Origin of the sequence: Telluria antibiotica, from assembly GCF_011682055.1 — a bacterium.
GTDB lineage: Bacteria > Pseudomonadota > Gammaproteobacteria > Burkholderiales > Burkholderiaceae_D > Telluria > Telluria antibiotica.
The window spans coordinates 110,597-126,050 of record NZ_JAAQOM010000016.1 but is presented as its reverse complement, the minus strand read 5'-3'; the positions used below and the strand labels follow the sequence as shown (position 1 = coordinate 126,050).

At 65.6% G+C, this 15,454-nt stretch carries 11 protein-coding genes and 2 pseudogenes; 10 read left to right on the top strand and 3 right to left on the bottom strand.

Annotated features, from left to right (window positions below; genetic code table 11):
- The first annotated feature begins 1 nt into the window (after position 1).
- The gene (locus HAV22_RS23975) at positions 2-943 is read left to right on the top strand and encodes an RluA family pseudouridine synthase (RefSeq protein WP_166862531.1); all 942 of its coding nucleotides are present in this window, start codon (positions 2-4) and stop codon (positions 941-943) included.
- Positions 944-1,039: 96 nt separating this feature from the next.
- On the opposite strand, the gene HAV22_RS23970 is transcribed toward HAV22_RS23975, so the two are convergent.
- Entirely contained in the window at positions 1,040-1,807 is a 768-nt protein-coding gene (locus HAV22_RS23970; RefSeq protein WP_166862529.1) for an exodeoxyribonuclease III, read from the bottom strand.
- A gap of 200 nt (positions 1,808-2,007) precedes the next feature.
- On the opposite strand from HAV22_RS23970, the gene HAV22_RS23965 reads away from it, so the two are divergent.
- The 7 genes and pseudogenes from HAV22_RS23965 to HAV22_RS23930 all read left to right on the top strand — a co-directional run bounded on the left by HAV22_RS23965 (position 2,008) and on the right by HAV22_RS23930 (position 9,999).
- Positions 2,008-4,554, top strand: a complete 2,547-nt coding sequence (locus tag HAV22_RS23965; RefSeq protein ID WP_371869723.1) for an ATP-binding protein — start codon at positions 2,008-2,010, stop codon at positions 4,552-4,554.
- A gap of 126 nt (positions 4,555-4,680) precedes the next feature.
- Positions 4,681-5,790 (top strand): annotated as a pseudogene (locus HAV22_RS31365) (MEDS domain-containing protein); the annotation flags it as partial.
- A 261-nt stretch (positions 5,791-6,051) separates the two neighbouring features.
- Positions 6,052-6,708 carry an orotate phosphoribosyltransferase gene (gene pyrE, locus HAV22_RS31360; protein WP_166862627.1) on the top strand — a complete coding sequence of 219 codons (657 nt, stop codon included), beginning with the start codon at positions 6,052-6,054 and terminating at the stop codon, positions 6,706-6,708.
- 45 nt (positions 6,709-6,753) lie between these two features.
- The gene (locus HAV22_RS23945; RefSeq protein ID WP_166862525.1) at positions 6,754-6,987 is read left to right on the top strand and encodes a hypothetical protein; all 234 of its coding nucleotides are present in this window, start codon (positions 6,754-6,756) and stop codon (positions 6,985-6,987) included.
- Positions 6,984-7,736, top strand: coding sequence for a prolipoprotein diacylglyceryl transferase (locus HAV22_RS23940; RefSeq protein WP_166862522.1), 753 nt, complete (start codon positions 6,984-6,986; stop codon positions 7,734-7,736). Before HAV22_RS23945 ends, HAV22_RS23940 begins: the two co-directional genes overlap by 4 nt.
- Positions 7,733-8,515, top strand: coding sequence for a hypothetical protein (locus tag HAV22_RS23935; protein WP_166862521.1), 783 nt, complete (start codon positions 7,733-7,735; stop codon positions 8,513-8,515). Before HAV22_RS23940 ends, HAV22_RS23935 begins: the two co-directional genes overlap by 4 nt.
- The gene (locus HAV22_RS23930) at positions 8,512-9,999 is read left to right on the top strand and encodes a radical SAM protein (RefSeq protein ID WP_166862519.1); all 1,488 of its coding nucleotides are present in this window, start codon (positions 8,512-8,514) and stop codon (positions 9,997-9,999) included. The genes HAV22_RS23935 and HAV22_RS23930 overlap by 4 nt, the downstream gene beginning before the upstream one ends.
- On the opposite strand, the gene HAV22_RS23925 is transcribed toward HAV22_RS23930, so the two are convergent.
- Together HAV22_RS23925 and HAV22_RS23920 are read right to left on the bottom strand one after the other, a co-directional pair.
- Entirely contained in the window at positions 9,962-11,896 is a 1,935-nt protein-coding gene (locus tag HAV22_RS23925) for an SPFH domain-containing protein (protein WP_166862517.1), read from the bottom strand. The two genes, HAV22_RS23930 and HAV22_RS23925, sit on opposite strands and share 38 nt — an antisense overlap.
- A 100-nt stretch (positions 11,897-11,996) precedes the next feature.
- Positions 11,997-12,647: a glutathione S-transferase family protein gene (locus tag HAV22_RS23920; protein ID WP_166862515.1), complete on the bottom strand. Its 651-nt coding sequence runs from the start codon at positions 12,645-12,647 to the stop codon at positions 11,997-11,999.
- A gap of 106 nt (positions 12,648-12,753) precedes the next feature.
- On the opposite strand from HAV22_RS23920, the gene HAV22_RS23915 reads away from it, so the two are divergent.
- On the top strand, positions 12,754-13,338 hold the full coding sequence (locus tag HAV22_RS23915) for a TetR/AcrR family transcriptional regulator (RefSeq protein WP_166862512.1): 585 nt from the start codon (positions 12,754-12,756) through the stop codon (positions 13,336-13,338).
- Between the two features lie 512 nt (positions 13,339-13,850).
- Positions 13,851-15,247 (top strand): annotated as a pseudogene (locus HAV22_RS23910) (IS1182 family transposase); the annotation flags it as partial.
- Positions 15,248-15,454: the final 207 nt, after the last annotated feature.

The following is a 15,454-nucleotide window of genomic DNA, read 5'->3' as shown; positions in this document are numbered from 1 at the left end:
GATGGTTCGTTTCGTCAGGAAGGGCCACCAGGCCGCGGCCAACGCCGTCGTGCCGCTGCCGGTGAAGGATGGCGTGGCGCCCAGCTATCTGTGGATCACCGAGACCCGCACCGGCGGCATGCTGGCCTTTCTCGAGGAACGCTTTGGCGACGTGGCCGGGCCCTCGTGGGCCGAGCGCCTCGCGCGCGGCGACGTCGTCGACGCCGTGGGCACGCCACTGTCGGCCGACAGCCATGTGCGCCAGGGCATGCGCATCTGGTACTACCGCGAGCTGGAACACGAGACGCCGATCCCGTTTGCCGAGAGCGTCATCTTCCAGGACGAGCACCTGCTCGTCGTCGACAAGCCGCACTTCCTGCCGATGATCCCGACGGGACGCTTCCTGCGCGAGACCTTGCTCGTGCGACTGAAACAGCAGTTCGATCTGCCGCACCTGACGCCGATCCACCGCCTCGACCGCGAGACGGCCGGCGTCGTCATCTTCTCGCACAACCTGGCCACGCGCGGCACGTACCAGTCGATGTTCCAGAAGCGCAGCATCCGCAAGGTGTACGAGGCGCTGGCGCCCGTGCTACATGGGCGCGATTTCCCGTTCACGTACAAGAGCCGCATGGTCGACGGCGACAAGTTCTTCGTGATGCGGGAAGAGGAGGGCGAGCCGAATTCGGAGACGTTCGTCGAGCTGCTGGAAACGCGCGGCGAGGTGGCGCGCTACCGCCTGCATCCGCACACGGGCCGCAAGCACCAGCTGCGCCTGCACATGGCGTCGCTGGGCGTGCCGATCCTGAACGATGCGTTCTATCCCGTCGCGCTGCCGTGCAAGGGCGACGATTTTTCCGCGCCGCTGCAATTGCTGGCGCGCTCGATCGCGTTCGACGATCCGCTCACGGGCGAAGCGCGCAGTTTCGAAAGCGCGCGCGAGCTCGACTGGCCCGTGCGTTGAGGCATTTGCGCCTATCCGTAGGGTGGGCACCCCTGTGCCCACGCGAACGTCGGCATGACGCAAACGTTACGCGTGGGCACGGGGTGCCCACCCTACTTAGACGTAGTCGATGATCAGCGGAGCGTGATCGGAGAAGCGCTCGTCCTTGTAGATCGAGACGGCGTGCGCGCGGGCGGCGATGCCCGGCGTGGCGACGTGATAGTCGATGCGCCACCCCACGTTCTTTGCCCAGGCCTGGCCGCGGTTGCTCCACCACGTGTATTGTTCCGGCCGCTGGTCGATGCCGCGGTGGACGTCGACGAGACCCAGCTCGTCGAAGATGCGCGTCATCCACGCGCGTTCCTCCGGCAGGAAGCCCGAATTCTTCTGGTTGCCCTTCCAGTTCTTGAGGTCGATTTCCTTGTGCGCGATGTTCCAGTCGCCGCAGATGACGATCTCGCGGCCCTCGGCCCGCAATTCCTGCAAGTGGGGCAGGAACACTTCCATGAAGCGGAACTTGGCTTCCTGGCGCTCCGGCGACGACGAGCCGGACGGGCAGTACACGGAAATGATGGTCAGGTCGCCCACGTCGGCGCGCGTGTAGCGGCCTTCGTTGTCGAATTCGGTGCAGCCGAAGCCCGTCTTGACGGTGTCCGGCTTGGTGCGGCTGTACACGCCCGTGCCCGAGTAGCCCTTTTTCTCGGCATAGTGGAAATGGCCGTGGTAGCCGTGCGGCGCGAGGAATTCCTCCGTCATGTCGGCCTGCTGGGCCTTCAGCTCCTGGACGCAGATGAAATCGGCGTCCTGGTTGGCCATCCAGTTGAAGAAACCCTTCTTGTGGGCGGAGCGGATGCCGTTCAGGTTGGCGGAAATGATTCTTGGCATGATCGAAACGAAAGGGAATGAGCCGAAATGAGGGCAACAGTGTAGCGCGTTTTGACTTGCATCAACACGACCGTACCTGATGTTACGGCTAACAGTGCGATTCGCTTGAATACATCGAAATGTTAACTGAAACGCACAACATGTTAAGCTGCTGCGTCGTGCCCGATACGCGGGCGCATCTACCTGCGCAAGGAGTTGGTGTGCTGATCAGATCCGAGGATCTGCTGTCGGGAAAATACGGCAAGAGCGGACATTTCGTAAGGTTTTACGACGACGGCGACATCGTGATGGACGAAGTCGCGGCCTTCCTCATCCAGGCCGCGGGCACCGGCGGCAAAGGTATCGTGATCGCCACGCCGGACCACGTCGACGTGCTGCGCCGCCGCCTTGGCACGGCCGCCGTGCGCGTCGCCTGGATGGATGCCGATGCCATGCTGGCGCGGTTCATGGTCGATGGCTGGCCGGACGCGGCACGGTTCGAGGCTACGGTCGGTAACGCCGTGGCCGCGGCCTGCGCCGGCGGCGCCACGGTGCATGCATTCGGCGAAATGGTGGCGTTGCTGTGCGCCCGCGGGGCCCACGATGCGGCGCTGCGATTGGAGGCGCTGTGGAACGACCTGGCGCAGCGGCAGTCGTTCTCGCTGTTCTGTGCCTATCCGTGGAATGCGTTTCCGACGCCCGACCTGGCCCACGCCTTCCGCCGGGTGTGTGCCGAGCACGATCATGCCTGTGCCGACACGGCGCTGGATCTGGCGGCCGCGGGCGACGTCGACATCGACCGGGTCCGGCTCGAGCAGGAAGTGCGGGCGCTGCGCAGCGAGGTCGCCCGGTACCGGGACAGCGACAAGGCGCTGCGCCGCAGCGAGCGCGAACTGGCGGACTTCGTCGAGAACGCGGTCGAAGGGCTGCACCGGGTCGGCGCCGACGGCACGATCCTGTGGGCGAACCGCGCGGAGTTGCAGATGCTGGGCTACGGCTGGGAAGAGTACGTCGGCCACAACATCGCCGAGTTCCATGTCGACCGCCCCGTCATCGACGACATCGTCGCCCGGCTGTCCCGCGGCGACACCCTGTACGACCATCCGGCGCGGCTGCGCTGCAAGGACGGCTCGATCCGGCACGTGCTGATCCACTCGAACGGCAGTTTCGAGGAGGGCCAGTTGCGCTACACCCGCTGCTTCACGCGCGATGCGACCGAACGGCGCGAACGCGACCTGGCGCTCAGGCAGCGCGACCGCATGCTCTTGGGTGCTCCGGTGGCGGCGACGCTGCTGATGGGACCCGACTTCATCTTCCGCCTGGCGAACCGCTGCTATCGCGACCTGGTCGGCCGCGACGGTATCGAGGGACAGCCGCTGCTGCAGGCTTTTCCGGAATGGCGCGGTGGCGAGATCCACCATCTGCTGGCACAGGTCCACGCCACCGGCCGCGCTGCCCGCGCGGAAGAGCTGCGTGTGGTGTGGCGCGATGCGGCCGGCGGCGAACACGAACGCTTCCTCAAGTTCAGCGTCGAACCCCTGGCGGTCGAGGAGGGCGAGGAGCGCGGCATGATCGTCGTTGCCGTCGATGTCACCGAGCAGGTGCGCACGCGTCAGGAAATCGAGCGCGCGCATGCCGAACGCGCCGAGCTGCTGGCCGAACTGACGGCCGCCAACCGGACGAAGGACGAATTCCTGGCCATGCTCGGCCACGAGCTGCGCAACCCGCTGTCGCCGATCGTCAGCGCGCTGGAGCTGATCCGCCTGCGTGGCGAGACCGGGGCCGAGCGCGAGCGCGGCATCATCGAACGCCAGGTGCAGCACCTGGTGCGGCTGGTCGACGACTTGCTGGACGTGTCGCGCGTCACGCGCGGGAAGGTGGAGTTGAAGTGCGAGCGCATCGAGCTCGCCCAGCCTTTGGGCAAGGCCGTCGAGATGGCCCGGCCGTTGCTGGCGCAGCACCGCCACCACCTCGACGTCGAGATCGAGCCGGGGCTGGTCTGGGAGGGCGATCCGATGCGCCTGGCCCAGGTCGTGTCGAACCTGCTCACCAACGCGGCGCGTTATACGCCGCCCGGCGGCAGGGTCCGGCTGCGCGCCCGCGGCGAGGATGATGCGTCGGTGCGCCTGAGCGTCACGGACACCGGCATCGGCATGACGCCGGAACTGCGCGCCCACGTGTTCGACCTGTTCTTCCAGGGGCAGCGCAACATCGACCGCGCCGAGGGCGGCCTGGGCATCGGGCTGGCCCTCGTGAAGAACATCGTCGAGCTGCACGGCGGCCGCGTGGAAGCGCACAGCGACGGACCCGGCGCGGGCAGCGAATTCGTCGTGCTGCTGCCGCGGCGCGCCCCGGCCGCGTGCCTGGCGCCGGACGTGGCCCCGGCGCGGCCCGCGTCCGCCGCGGAACGACGTCGCGTGCTGCTGGTGGACGACAACGTCGATGGCGCCGACACGCTGGCGCGCCTGCTGGCCGCGCACGGCCACGAGGTACGTGTGTTCCACGAGCCGGTGGCCGCGCTGGCCGCCGTGCCGGCCTTCCTGCCCGATATGGCCGTGCTCGACATCGGCCTGCCCGTCCTCGACGGCTACGAGATGGCGCGCCGCCTGCGCGTGCTGCTGGATGGCCACCCTTGCCGGCTCGTCGCCTTGACCGGTTACGGCCTGGACGCGGACCGCGAGCGCAGTGCCGAGGCCGGATTCGACCGGCACCTCGTCAAGCCCGTCAATCCCGATCTCGTGGTGCGGCTGGTGGCTGACGTCGGCTGAGGGGCGGCTGCGTGCCCGAGGACCGGTTCGTCGACCGGTCCGCGATCGCCACGGCGTGGTCTATTTGATCCACATCAAACCCACCTCGACCTCCGTCGATGTTGTCACACGGATAGTTAAAATGACATGTTTCATTTATTGCTATGCGAGTCGTCAACGTGTTGCCAGATAACGTTCCGATGCGCTTCCTTTCATCCACCAGGGATCGACGTGCTGATCAAGATTGACGATTTGTTGTCCGGTAAGCACGGCAAGATGGGGCATTTCGTCCGTTTTTACGATGACAGCGAAACGTTGCTCGACGAGGTCGCCTCCTTCGTCGAGCGCGCATTGCGCGCGCGGGGGCGGGGCATCGTGATCGCCACCGGTGCGCACCTCGATGCGCTGCGCCGGCGCCTGGACGAGCTGGCGCGCGCGGAAGGGCGGGCCGTGCCGCCGTCGTGGGACGTCACGTGGCTCGATGCGGAAGCGATGCTGGCGCGCTTCATGGTCGACGGCTGGCCCGACCGGGCGCGCTTCGAGTACGCCGTCGGCCGCGTCGTCGCGGAAGCGTGCGCGGGCGGCGCACCCGTGCATGCGTTCGGCGAAATGGTGGCGCTGCTGTGCGCGCGCGGCCGCTACGACGCGGCGCTGCACCTCGAGCGGCTGTGGAACGAACTGGCGAAGAAGCTCGATTTCTCGCTGTTCTGTGCCTACCCGTGGGCCCTGTTCCCGTCGGCCAATGCGGCGCACGTGTTCCGCCAGGTGTGCGCCGAGCACGACCACGCGTGCGCGGACGCCGCCGCGCCGCTGCCGTCCGGGGAGCCCGTCGACATCGGCCTCGTCCGGCTGGAGCAGAAAGTGCACGCGCTGCAGGCCGAGGCGGCGCGCCGCCGCCAGGCGGAAAAGGACCTGCTCAGGCGCGAGCGCGAGTTCGCCGACATCGTCGAGAACGCGGCCATCGGCGTGCACCAGATGGGCGCCGACGGCACGATCCTGTGGGCCAACAAGGCCGAGCTGCAAATGCTCGGCTACCGATGGGAAGAATATGTCGGGCACCACGTGGCCCGCTTCCACGCCGACCCGGCCGTCGTCGATGGCATGCTGGCACGGCTGGCCGCGGGCGAGCCGGTGCACGACCAGCCGGCCCGCTTGCGCTGCAAGGACGGCAGGATCCGGCAGGTCGTGATTCGCTCGAACGCCTGTTTCGAGGATGGCCGCCTGCGCTACTCGCGCTGCTTCACGCGCGACGCCACGGAGCACGTGCGCCATCTCACGGAAATCGCGCGTGCCCATGCCCGCAACGTCGAACTGGTGACGGCATTGGAGGCCGCCGGGCGCGCCGAGGACGAATTCCTCGCGATGGTGGGCCGCACGCTGCGCACCGCGCTGGACGCCAGGGCCACCGAACGCGCGCACCGCCGGCTGCGGCGCATCGCGCGGCTGGTGGACGTCCGGCTGCGCGGGCGCGCGCAGGGCGGATTACAATACCGGTTTTCACAGTTCGAGGGTCGTGTCGTGGACAATCTGCGCCAACAGTTCATTGCGTTTTCAGTCGAAGCCGAAGTCTTGAAGTTCGGCCAGTTCATCACCAAGGCCGGCCGCCAGTCGCCGTACTTCTTCAATGCGGGCCTGTTCCACGACGGCGCGACGCTCGGCAAGCTGGCCGACTTCTACGCGCAGACCCTGCTCGATTCCGGCCTCGAATTCGACATGCTGTTCGGCCCCGCCTACAAGGGCATTACCCTGGCCTCCGCGACGGCCGTGGCGCTGGCGGCGAAAGGCCGCAACACGTCGTTCGCCTACAACCGCAAGGAAGCCAAGGACCATGGCGAGGGCGGCACCATCGTCGGCGCCAAGCTGGCGGGCAAGGTCGTCATCATCGACGACGTGATCTCGGCCGGGACGTCCGTGCGCGAATCCGTCGCGATGATCCGCGCCGCCGGCGCCGAACCGGCCGCCGTGCTGATCGCGCTCGACCGCATGGAACGGGGCGGCAAGGATGGCGTGCTGTCGCCGCTGTCCGCGGTGCAGGAAGTCAGCCAGACCTATGGCATTCCCGTGATCTCGATCGCCAGCCTGGCCGATTTGTTCGGCTACCTGGAATCCAATCCCGAGCTGGCCCGGTACAAGGACGCCGTGGCCGCGTATCGCCAGCAATACGGCGTAGCCTGAGCCCGCGGAATGTGATGTAATGGCGGCAATTTTTTTGGAGCTGCCATGAACAACATCGCTCGCGGTATCTTGACGGCCTTCCTGTGCGTGGTGCTCGTGGGCTTTGGCGTGTGCGGCATCGCCGGCACCGTCAGCGGGCTAGGCGGCCTGTCCTCACCCGGGCCCGAGAATTTCTCGTCGATCGCGCTCGTCTTCGGCCTGATCGGGCTCGGCATCGCCTCCGTGTGCGGATTCGCCATTGTCAGGCTGTGGCGCAGGCGCCCATCCGCCGGCGAATGAAGGGTCCCATCCTTCCCGCCGCGACGGCGCAGACGGTCCACCTCGTGTTCGAATGGCTGGCACTGGCCGGCGGCGTGCAACTGTACCGCTGGCAGCGCCGGCGTGCCCGCCAACCCGCGCTGCTGCAGCCAGGGTCGTTCGCCGTCGTCGTCGGCTGCATCCTCGGCGCCGCCATCGGCAACAAGGTCGTGTTCTGGATCGAAATGCCGCACCTGTGGCAAGGCGTCGTTCCGGACTGGCGCCTGATCGCGTCGGGCCAGTCGATCGTCGGCGGGCTGTTGGGCGGCCTGCTCGGCGTGGAGATCGCCAAGAAGCTGGCCGGCATCCGCGGGTCGACGGGCGACCAGTTCCTCCTGCCGCTCGTCGTCGGCACCGTCGTCGGCCGCATCGGCTGCTTCCTCGCCGGCCTGCACGACGGGACGTATGGCGTGGCCACCAGCATGCCGTGGGGCGTCGACTTCGGCGACGGCATCCCGCGCCATCCCACGCAGGTCTACGACATGGTGTTCGCGCTGGCAGCGGGCAGCATGCTGTGGCACGCGCGCGGAACGCTCGCGCGCACGCCCGGCCTCGCATTCAAGCTGTATCTCGCGGCTTACCTGGCCTGGCGCCTGCTCGTGGACGGCATCAAGCCGGTGCCGTATGCGTATGCGTTCGGGCTGTCCGGCATCCAGCTCGTGTGCGTTGCCGCGCTTGTGTGCTACCTGCCGTTCGTCGTGCGGCAAACCACGGAGAATCTGCGATCGTGACATTCCTTCGTTCGAGATTGCCGCGCGCGGGCGCGCTGCTGCTCGCCCTTGCATGCGTCGGCAGCACGGGCTGCATCACGGCGTCCATCGTCAGCAATGTCCAGTACCGGAACAGCCTGCGTGAAATGGAAGCGGCGCGCCAGCGGCGCATCGCGGCGCTGGAACCGGCTGCCGCGGCGGGCGATGCGAAGGCGCGCCTCGCGCTCGCCGATGAGCTGTTGGCCGGCTCGGGCCAGGACCCGGCCGAGCTGCGGCGTGCATTGGCCCTGCTGGAACAGGCGGCCGCGCAAGACAATGGCCCGGCCATGGGGCGACTCGGCAGCATCCTCGCGGAAGGACGGGCCGGCACCTATTTCACCCTGCCGCAAGGCCTGCGCGACCGCGAACGCGGCATCGTCCTGCTGCAGCGCGCTTTTGCCCACGGGTGCGACCTTCCCGGCGTGGGCAATCCCGCAGGGCGCGCGGGCCTGGCCCTGGGCAGGGCTGGGCGGTCAGAGGAGGCCCGGATCTGGCATGCACGCGGCATCCTCGCATGCAGCACATCGTCTCCAGGATACCTGTTGTGGGAAGCGACGGGGTCGCACATCGAGCCGGTCCGGCGCGCGGAGGCGCAGGCCATTCTCCTGCTGACGCGCGATACCGACGCGATCGCGAAGGCGCGCGCGGCCATGTCGGCGGAAGACTTCGCCGCCGCCGAACGCCATGCCACCGAACTGCAACGCCAGATCGCGGCATCCGAGCAAGATTACCCAGGGCCCCAGCGCAAGGAACAACCATGAGCCGCAAATCCCGCCCGTACCTGTTCTACGACACGACGACGTCCGTCTGCTCGACCTGCCTGCACCCGGTGGAAGCGAAGATCGTCTTCAAGGACGACAAGGTCTACATGGACAAGTGGTGCGGCGCGCACGGCACCGAGCGCGTGCTCGTCAGCGACGACGTCGCGTACTACCGGCTGTGCCGCGAAGTCTTCGTCAAGCATCCGGAGATGCCGCAGCAGTTCAACACGAAGATGGAATACGGCTGCCCGTACGACTGCGGGCTGTGTCCGGACCACATGCAGCACTCGTGCCTGTCCGTCGTCGAGATCACGGACAACTGCAACCTGAACTGCCCCGTGTGCTATGCGGAGAGCGGCACGCACCGCGAGCGCCATCGCCCGCTGGCCGACGTCGTCCGCATGCTTGACGCGATCGTCGCCAACGAAGGCGAGGCCGACGTGATGCAGCTGTCCGGCGGCGAGCCCACCTTGCACCCGCAGTTCTGGGAGATCCTCGACGCCGCCAAGGCCCGCCCCATCAAGCACGTGATGGTCAACACGAACGGCATCGTGCTCGCGCAGGACAAGGCGTTCGTCGCGCGCCTGGCCGGCTACGCGCCCGGCATCGAGGTCTATTTGCAATTCGATTCGCTGCGCGCGGACGTGCACCGCGAATTGCGCGGCGCCGACCTCACGCGCATCCGCCGCCAGGCCCTCGACAACCTGAACGAGGCGGGGCTGTCGACGACGCTCGTCGTCACGTTGAAGAAGGGCTTGAACGACGGCGAGATCGGCGAGATCATCGACTTCGCGCTGCAACAGCCGTGCGTGCGCGGCGTGACGTTGCAGCCGATCCAGGACGCGGGCCGCGTGGAAGACTACGATCCGCGCCTGCACCGCCTGACGGTGTCCGAGATCCGCCGCCGCATCGCCGAGCAGAGCCGCCTGTTCACGCTGGAAGACGTCGTGCCGGTACCCTGCAACCCCGACACGCTGGCGATGGCGTATGCGATCAAGACGGCGGACGGCACCGTGCCGCTGACGCGCTGGCTCGATCCGCAGACGCTCGTCGAAGGCAGCGGCAACACGATCGTGTTCGAGCGCTTATTTGAGAATGATTCGGGCATGCGCGACGTCGTGAAGGACAAGGTATTCAAGCTGCTTTCCACGAACCACTCGCCGGAATCGCAGGCCAACTGCCTGTCGGAGCTGATGTGCTGCCTGCCCCTGATCAGCGCGCCGTCCGCACTCCGCTACGACAACGTGTTCCGCGTGCTGATCGTGCAGTTCATGGATGCGTATTCGCTGGACGTGCGCGCGCTGAAGAAATCGTGCATCCACTTCGCGCTGCCGGACGGCCGCCTCGTCCCGTTCGAAAGCTACAACCTGCTGTACCGCGACGGCCGCAAACTGGAACAGATCCGCGCCGGCATCGCGTCCGACTTCGCGCGCCGGCGCGAGCGGGCTACGATACCGCTGGTGCCGGCATCGCCATCTGTTTGACGGCCATCGCGAGGAACGCGTCGACGGCGGTGCCGCCGCCTTCCTTGCCGCCCACCTGGATCGACGGCACGAGCGCCACCTGGCCTCGCTCGATGGCTTCGGCGAAGCGCAGCAGCACGGTCTGCTGGAACTGCAGTTCCGGGCCGCCGTACGCGGCCACGTTCAGCTTCGTCGCCCTGGCCTGCGCCTGGCCGACGGCCTCCAGCTGGAACGCTTCCGCCTCGGCCAGGCGGCGCTTGGCGTCGGCCGCGCCGGCCGCGTTCTGGCGCGCTTCCTCGGCCGCCTTGATCGCTTTCTGCACGGCGGCGCTGCCCTGGTTTTCCGCGATGCGCACGGCGAGTTCCGATTCCGTGATCGACGTCTGCTGCTTCGCGCGCGCCTCCGCTTCGCGCAGGACGCGTTCCTGCTGCGCGGCCGCTTCCTTTGTGCGGTACGTCTCCAGCTGCTCGCGCGACACTTGGCGCTCGCGCAGCTGGCGCAGGATCGTCTCGATCTGCGTGTCGCCTTGCTTCGCGCGCGGCGTGCCGATCAGGACTTCGTTCAACGTCAGGTTATAGCCTTCGAAGTTGCGGCGCATTTCCGCCATCGCGCGTTCCTGGATGTCCGACCGTTCCTGCAACAGTTCGATCAAGGTCTTGCGCTGGCCGACGTTCTTGAAATACGCGGCCACCATCGGATCGAGCGTCTGTTCGACGAGCTTGCGGATGTCGCCGAAGCGCTGGATCACGAGCGGCGCCATCTTGTAGTCGATGTTGACGACGACGGACAGCGGCAGGTCCGGCTCGAACGCGTCCTTCGTGATCAGCGACACTTCGGACAGGTGCTTGTCCAGTTCGTGCGAGCCGATGGCGCCGGCCTGCCATTTCAGGATGAAGTTCGTCGTCGGCACTTCGATCACGCGTTTCGCGTACGGGTTCAGCGCGTATTTGCCGGGCAGGAGGGGCGTCGCCTGCACGCCTTTTTCGTCGGGGCCCACGAGTTCACCGTGGCGGTAATCGTCGCCCGTCAGGTCGAGGCCGGCCTTGCCCGTGTACGACACGACGACGCCGACGAAGCCGACGGGCACCTCCGTCTTCGGCACGATTTCCCACGACGCGAAGCGCGCGTTCAGGTAGTACGTGCCCTCGACGAGCACCTGCAGCTGGCGGCCCTTGTAGCCGCCCGCGTCGATGAACGTCTCCGGATTCTGGTAATCGTGGTGGTAGCGTGCCGCGTCGGCCGGGTCGGCGCCGACGATGGGCGCGACGATCGTCCCTTCCGGCAGCGACTGGCCTTCGTGCGTCGTGACGACGGCCAGCTTGTCTTCGCGGATCACGAGCGGGCGGAAGCCGCCGCGCGCCACGAGGTCGTCGTGGACGGCGGCCAGGATGCCCAGGACGCCGCCCTTGTCGTCGACGTTGGCGTCGCCCGGCAGCGGCAGTGCATACACGCGGTCTTCCGCGAGCACGACGAATTGCGCGACGTTGATGGCATACGTGCCCTCGCGCAGGATCTTGCGCTGCAGGCCCTTCTGGCCGCCCAGCGCGAGGAACGCGGCGACGTCGGTGAAGTCGTTCGCTGTCTTGTTGCAGCCGAGGTTCTGGCTCGGCGCCATCGGCAGGCCGTCGCGCGCGAACACGTAGGCGAGGGTGCCCTGCTGGATGGTGACGAGGTTCTGCCGGTGCACGCGGTACTGGAACGGTGCGAAGAAGTGGAAGCCCCCGCGCAGCACGTCCGGCTGGAAGCCCGCTTCGCCCTGCAGCGCGATGAACCCGGCCTGCACTGAGCCGCGCCCCGACCATTTCTTTTCCACGATCCCGATCTTGTCGTTGGGGATGTAGACCACGCAACTGCGCACGAGGACCAGGGCGGCGATGACGAACAGGCCCGCGGCCGCGGCGGCAATAATCTCGAACATATGACGTCCTTTCGACGAATGATGACGAGACCAGCGTAGCGGGGCGGGCGTAAAAACGGTGTATACAGATCGGGCCCGCGTGCAACGAACCCGTAAAAACTCAGGCGGCTTCGGTTTCGGGCGCGTACTGCGCCACCTGGGCGGCCAGCGCCTTGCGATACGCGGGGCGCGCCGTGCAGCGGTCGCGCCAGGCCGTCAGGCGCGCGAAGCGCTCGACATAGCCCATGCCGTCGAGCAGGCGCACGACTGTCGTCATGAGGATGTCGGCCGCGCTGAAATCGCCGGCCAGGTAGTCGCGGCCCGCAAGCCAGTCGTCCACCTGGCCCAGGCGCTTCAGCGCGATCTCTTCCAGCACCGGACGCTGCGCGGCAGCCCACGGCTGCTCCATGGAGAACACGACGAGGTTGGCGAGGTTGGCGATGTAGGGCTCGACGGAATTGAGCGCGGCGAACGCCCACATCGTGACCTGCGCGCGGCCGTCCGGATCGCGCGGCAGCAGGACGGGGAAGCGTTCGCCCAGGTGCAGCAGGATCGCGCCGGTCTCGAACAGCGTCATGTCGCCGTCCTGCAGCACGGGCACCTGCGCGAACGGCTGTTCGTGGCGGTAGGCGGGCGATTCTTTCTCCTCGAAGCCGATCAGGCGCACGTCATACGGTTCGCCGGCTTCTTCGAGGGCCCAGCGCACGCGCAGGTCGCGCACGTAACCGACGGCAAACGAGGGAACGGCACGGAAGGTGGTCAGGGTAGGCATCGGTGGTCTCCTTGGGATGAATGTCGACCAGCATACGCAGGCACAAAATATGTTCAAGAACATAATGTAGATGCGCGCATAATGCCGATCTCGAAAGGAGACCCGCATGCCCTACAGTAGCGAACACAAGGCACAGACCCGCGAACGCATCGTCCATGCGGCGCGCAGGCTGTTCAACCTCCACGGCTTCGAACAGGTGTCGATCGACCGCGTGATGTCCGAGGCGGGTCTGACCCGCGGCGCTTTTTACCACCACTTCGACAGCAAGGACGAGCTGTATGCGGCGGCCATCACCAGCTTCACCACATGCAATCCGTTCAAGCCCGATTTCAAGGACGTCCCGCCGCCCGAGCCGGGCAAGCTGGCGCGCATGCTCGTCGACATCTACCTGAGCGACGAGGTGTTCGACAACATCGAGGCGCATTGCCCGCTGTACGCGCTGCCGGGCGACGTGGCGCGCGCGGGCCTGTCCCCGCAGAAGGCGTACACGCAGCTGATCCGCAACCTCGTGCAGGTGCACGCGGGCGCGCTCGCGCACGAAGCCGACGGCGAGCGGCGCGCGCAGGCGATCGTCGCGCTGTGCGTGGGCGGCATGGTGCTGGCGCGCACGACGGACGACCCGGTGCTGCGCGCATCGCTGCGGGACGCGGCGCGCGAGCAGGCGCTGGCGCTGTTGGAAGGCGGTGCATGAGTGTATTGCGTCGACCAGTTGAATGCGCAGCCCGAAGCAGACATAACGCGAGGTAGCCTCGTCGAGCTTCCACTAGCTTGCTGATGATTCAGGGAATTGGAATCTGTTCCAACACAATGCCTCAGGTTCATCATCTGACCACCACCAGTCAATGCGCTGTGCGCCAGCAATTTCCCTGAATGTGAAAATCGTGTATTCGTCATAGTGGCTGTGGCCAATGTGCAGCAGCTGATAGGCGTGGCCTTTGACAAATTCGAGGTCTGGAAACCCTACGAAAGGACAACCGAGGAAAGACTGAGACGCTATGTATGTTTCGCCGATCTTGAACGGGTGCTTTCGCCAAGTTGCTCCAGAAATTGCCATTTAGGTTTGCAGTGTTGATATCGAAGTTGATGGTATAGGCGTTTGGCAGGTGGCCGCTTCTGGCTCAGGCCGTGTAAAAACGTAGATTTCGGGTAAACGGAACCGGGTCCGTAAACGTTGATCCAGTATCTCATCAATACAGATGCCACATGAAGCGCTTTATCGAAGGCGAACAGCGAGGACAAGGCACGCTGCTGCCTGAGCGACTGGAGGACTACGTTTCCGAGGACAATCCGGTACGCGTCGTCGATGTATTGTCGAAGAACTGAACCTTGCCGGGCTTGGCTTCAAGGGTGTACAGCCAGCGAAAACGGGACGGCCCGCTTACCACCCGGCCTTGCTGCTCAAACTCTACATCTACGGTTATCTCAACCGCATTCAGTCGAGCCGACGGCTTGAGCGCGAAGCCCAACGTAACATCGAATTGATGTGGTTGACGCAGCGACTGGCACCCGACTTCAAGACGATCGCGAACTTCCGAAAGGACAACGGCAAGGCCATTCGCAACGTCTGCCGCCAGTTCGTCGTCTTGTGCCAGCAGCTGGATTTGTTATCCGATGCGGTGGTGGCCATCGATGGCAGCAAGTTCAAGGCCGTCAACAGCAGCGACCGCAATTTCACCGATGCCAAGCTCAAGCGTCGGATGCAAGAAATCGAGGCCAACATCACCCGGTATCTGGCAGAACTCGATACAGCCGATCGCCAGGAACCCGCTGCCAAACAGGCGAAAGCGGTTCGCCTCAACGACAAGATTGCAGCGCTGAAGGACCAGATGGCGGCGCTCACAGAGATCGAAGCGAAGCTGCAAGAAACAGGCGAAACACAGATTTCGCTCACCGGTCCGGATGCCCGCTCGATGATGACGCGGGGCTCGGGCATCGTTGGCTACAACGTGCAGACTGCCGTCGACACAAAGCATCACTTGATCGTCGAGCACGATGTAACGAATAACGGCAGCGACCGCGATCAATTGTACGGCATGGCAAAGAAAGCGCGTACGGCAATCGGGACGCCAAAGCTCACAGCGATAGCCGACCGCGGTTATTTCAAGGGTGAAGAGATTCTCGCCTGCCACGAGGCCGGTATTAGTGCCCTGGTACCGAAGGTGAAGACATCGAATGCCAAGGCTGACGGCAGGTTCGACAAGGCCGACTTCATCTACGATCCTGATAAGGACGAGTTTCGCTGTCCTGCGGGACAAGCACTGATCTGGCGTTTTACGAGCATCGAGAATGGCCTCAAAAACCATCGCTACTGGAGCTCGAACTGCAAGGATTGCCCGCTCAAGGCCAAGTGCACGCCGAGCCAGCAGCGCCGAGTGACGCGATGGGAGCATCAAGACGTGCTCGACGACATGCAGACACGCCTGGACCAGAACCCAGACGCCATGCGCATCCGCCGCTCGTCCGTTGAGCACCCATACGGCACGATCAAATCATGGATGGGCGCGACGCACTTTCTGACGAAAGGACTGGAGTGCGTGAAAACGGAAATGAGCCTGCACGTGCTCGCCTATAATTTCCGACGATTGATGGCAATTCTGGGCAGATCGGCATGGTGGCCGCGATCCGGGCCTACGCCCGTTTTCTCAAGCGATTTGGGCGACTTTGGGGCGTCACCATTCTGAGTTGGCCGACGTCAGCGGAGATCGATTGGGGGGCGACACGACGCCTCAGGCCGCTCCAGTATTAACCCTTGAGATTCGAGCAGTCGATCTTGCGTTTTTACACGGCCTCGGCCGATAGCGAGCGGC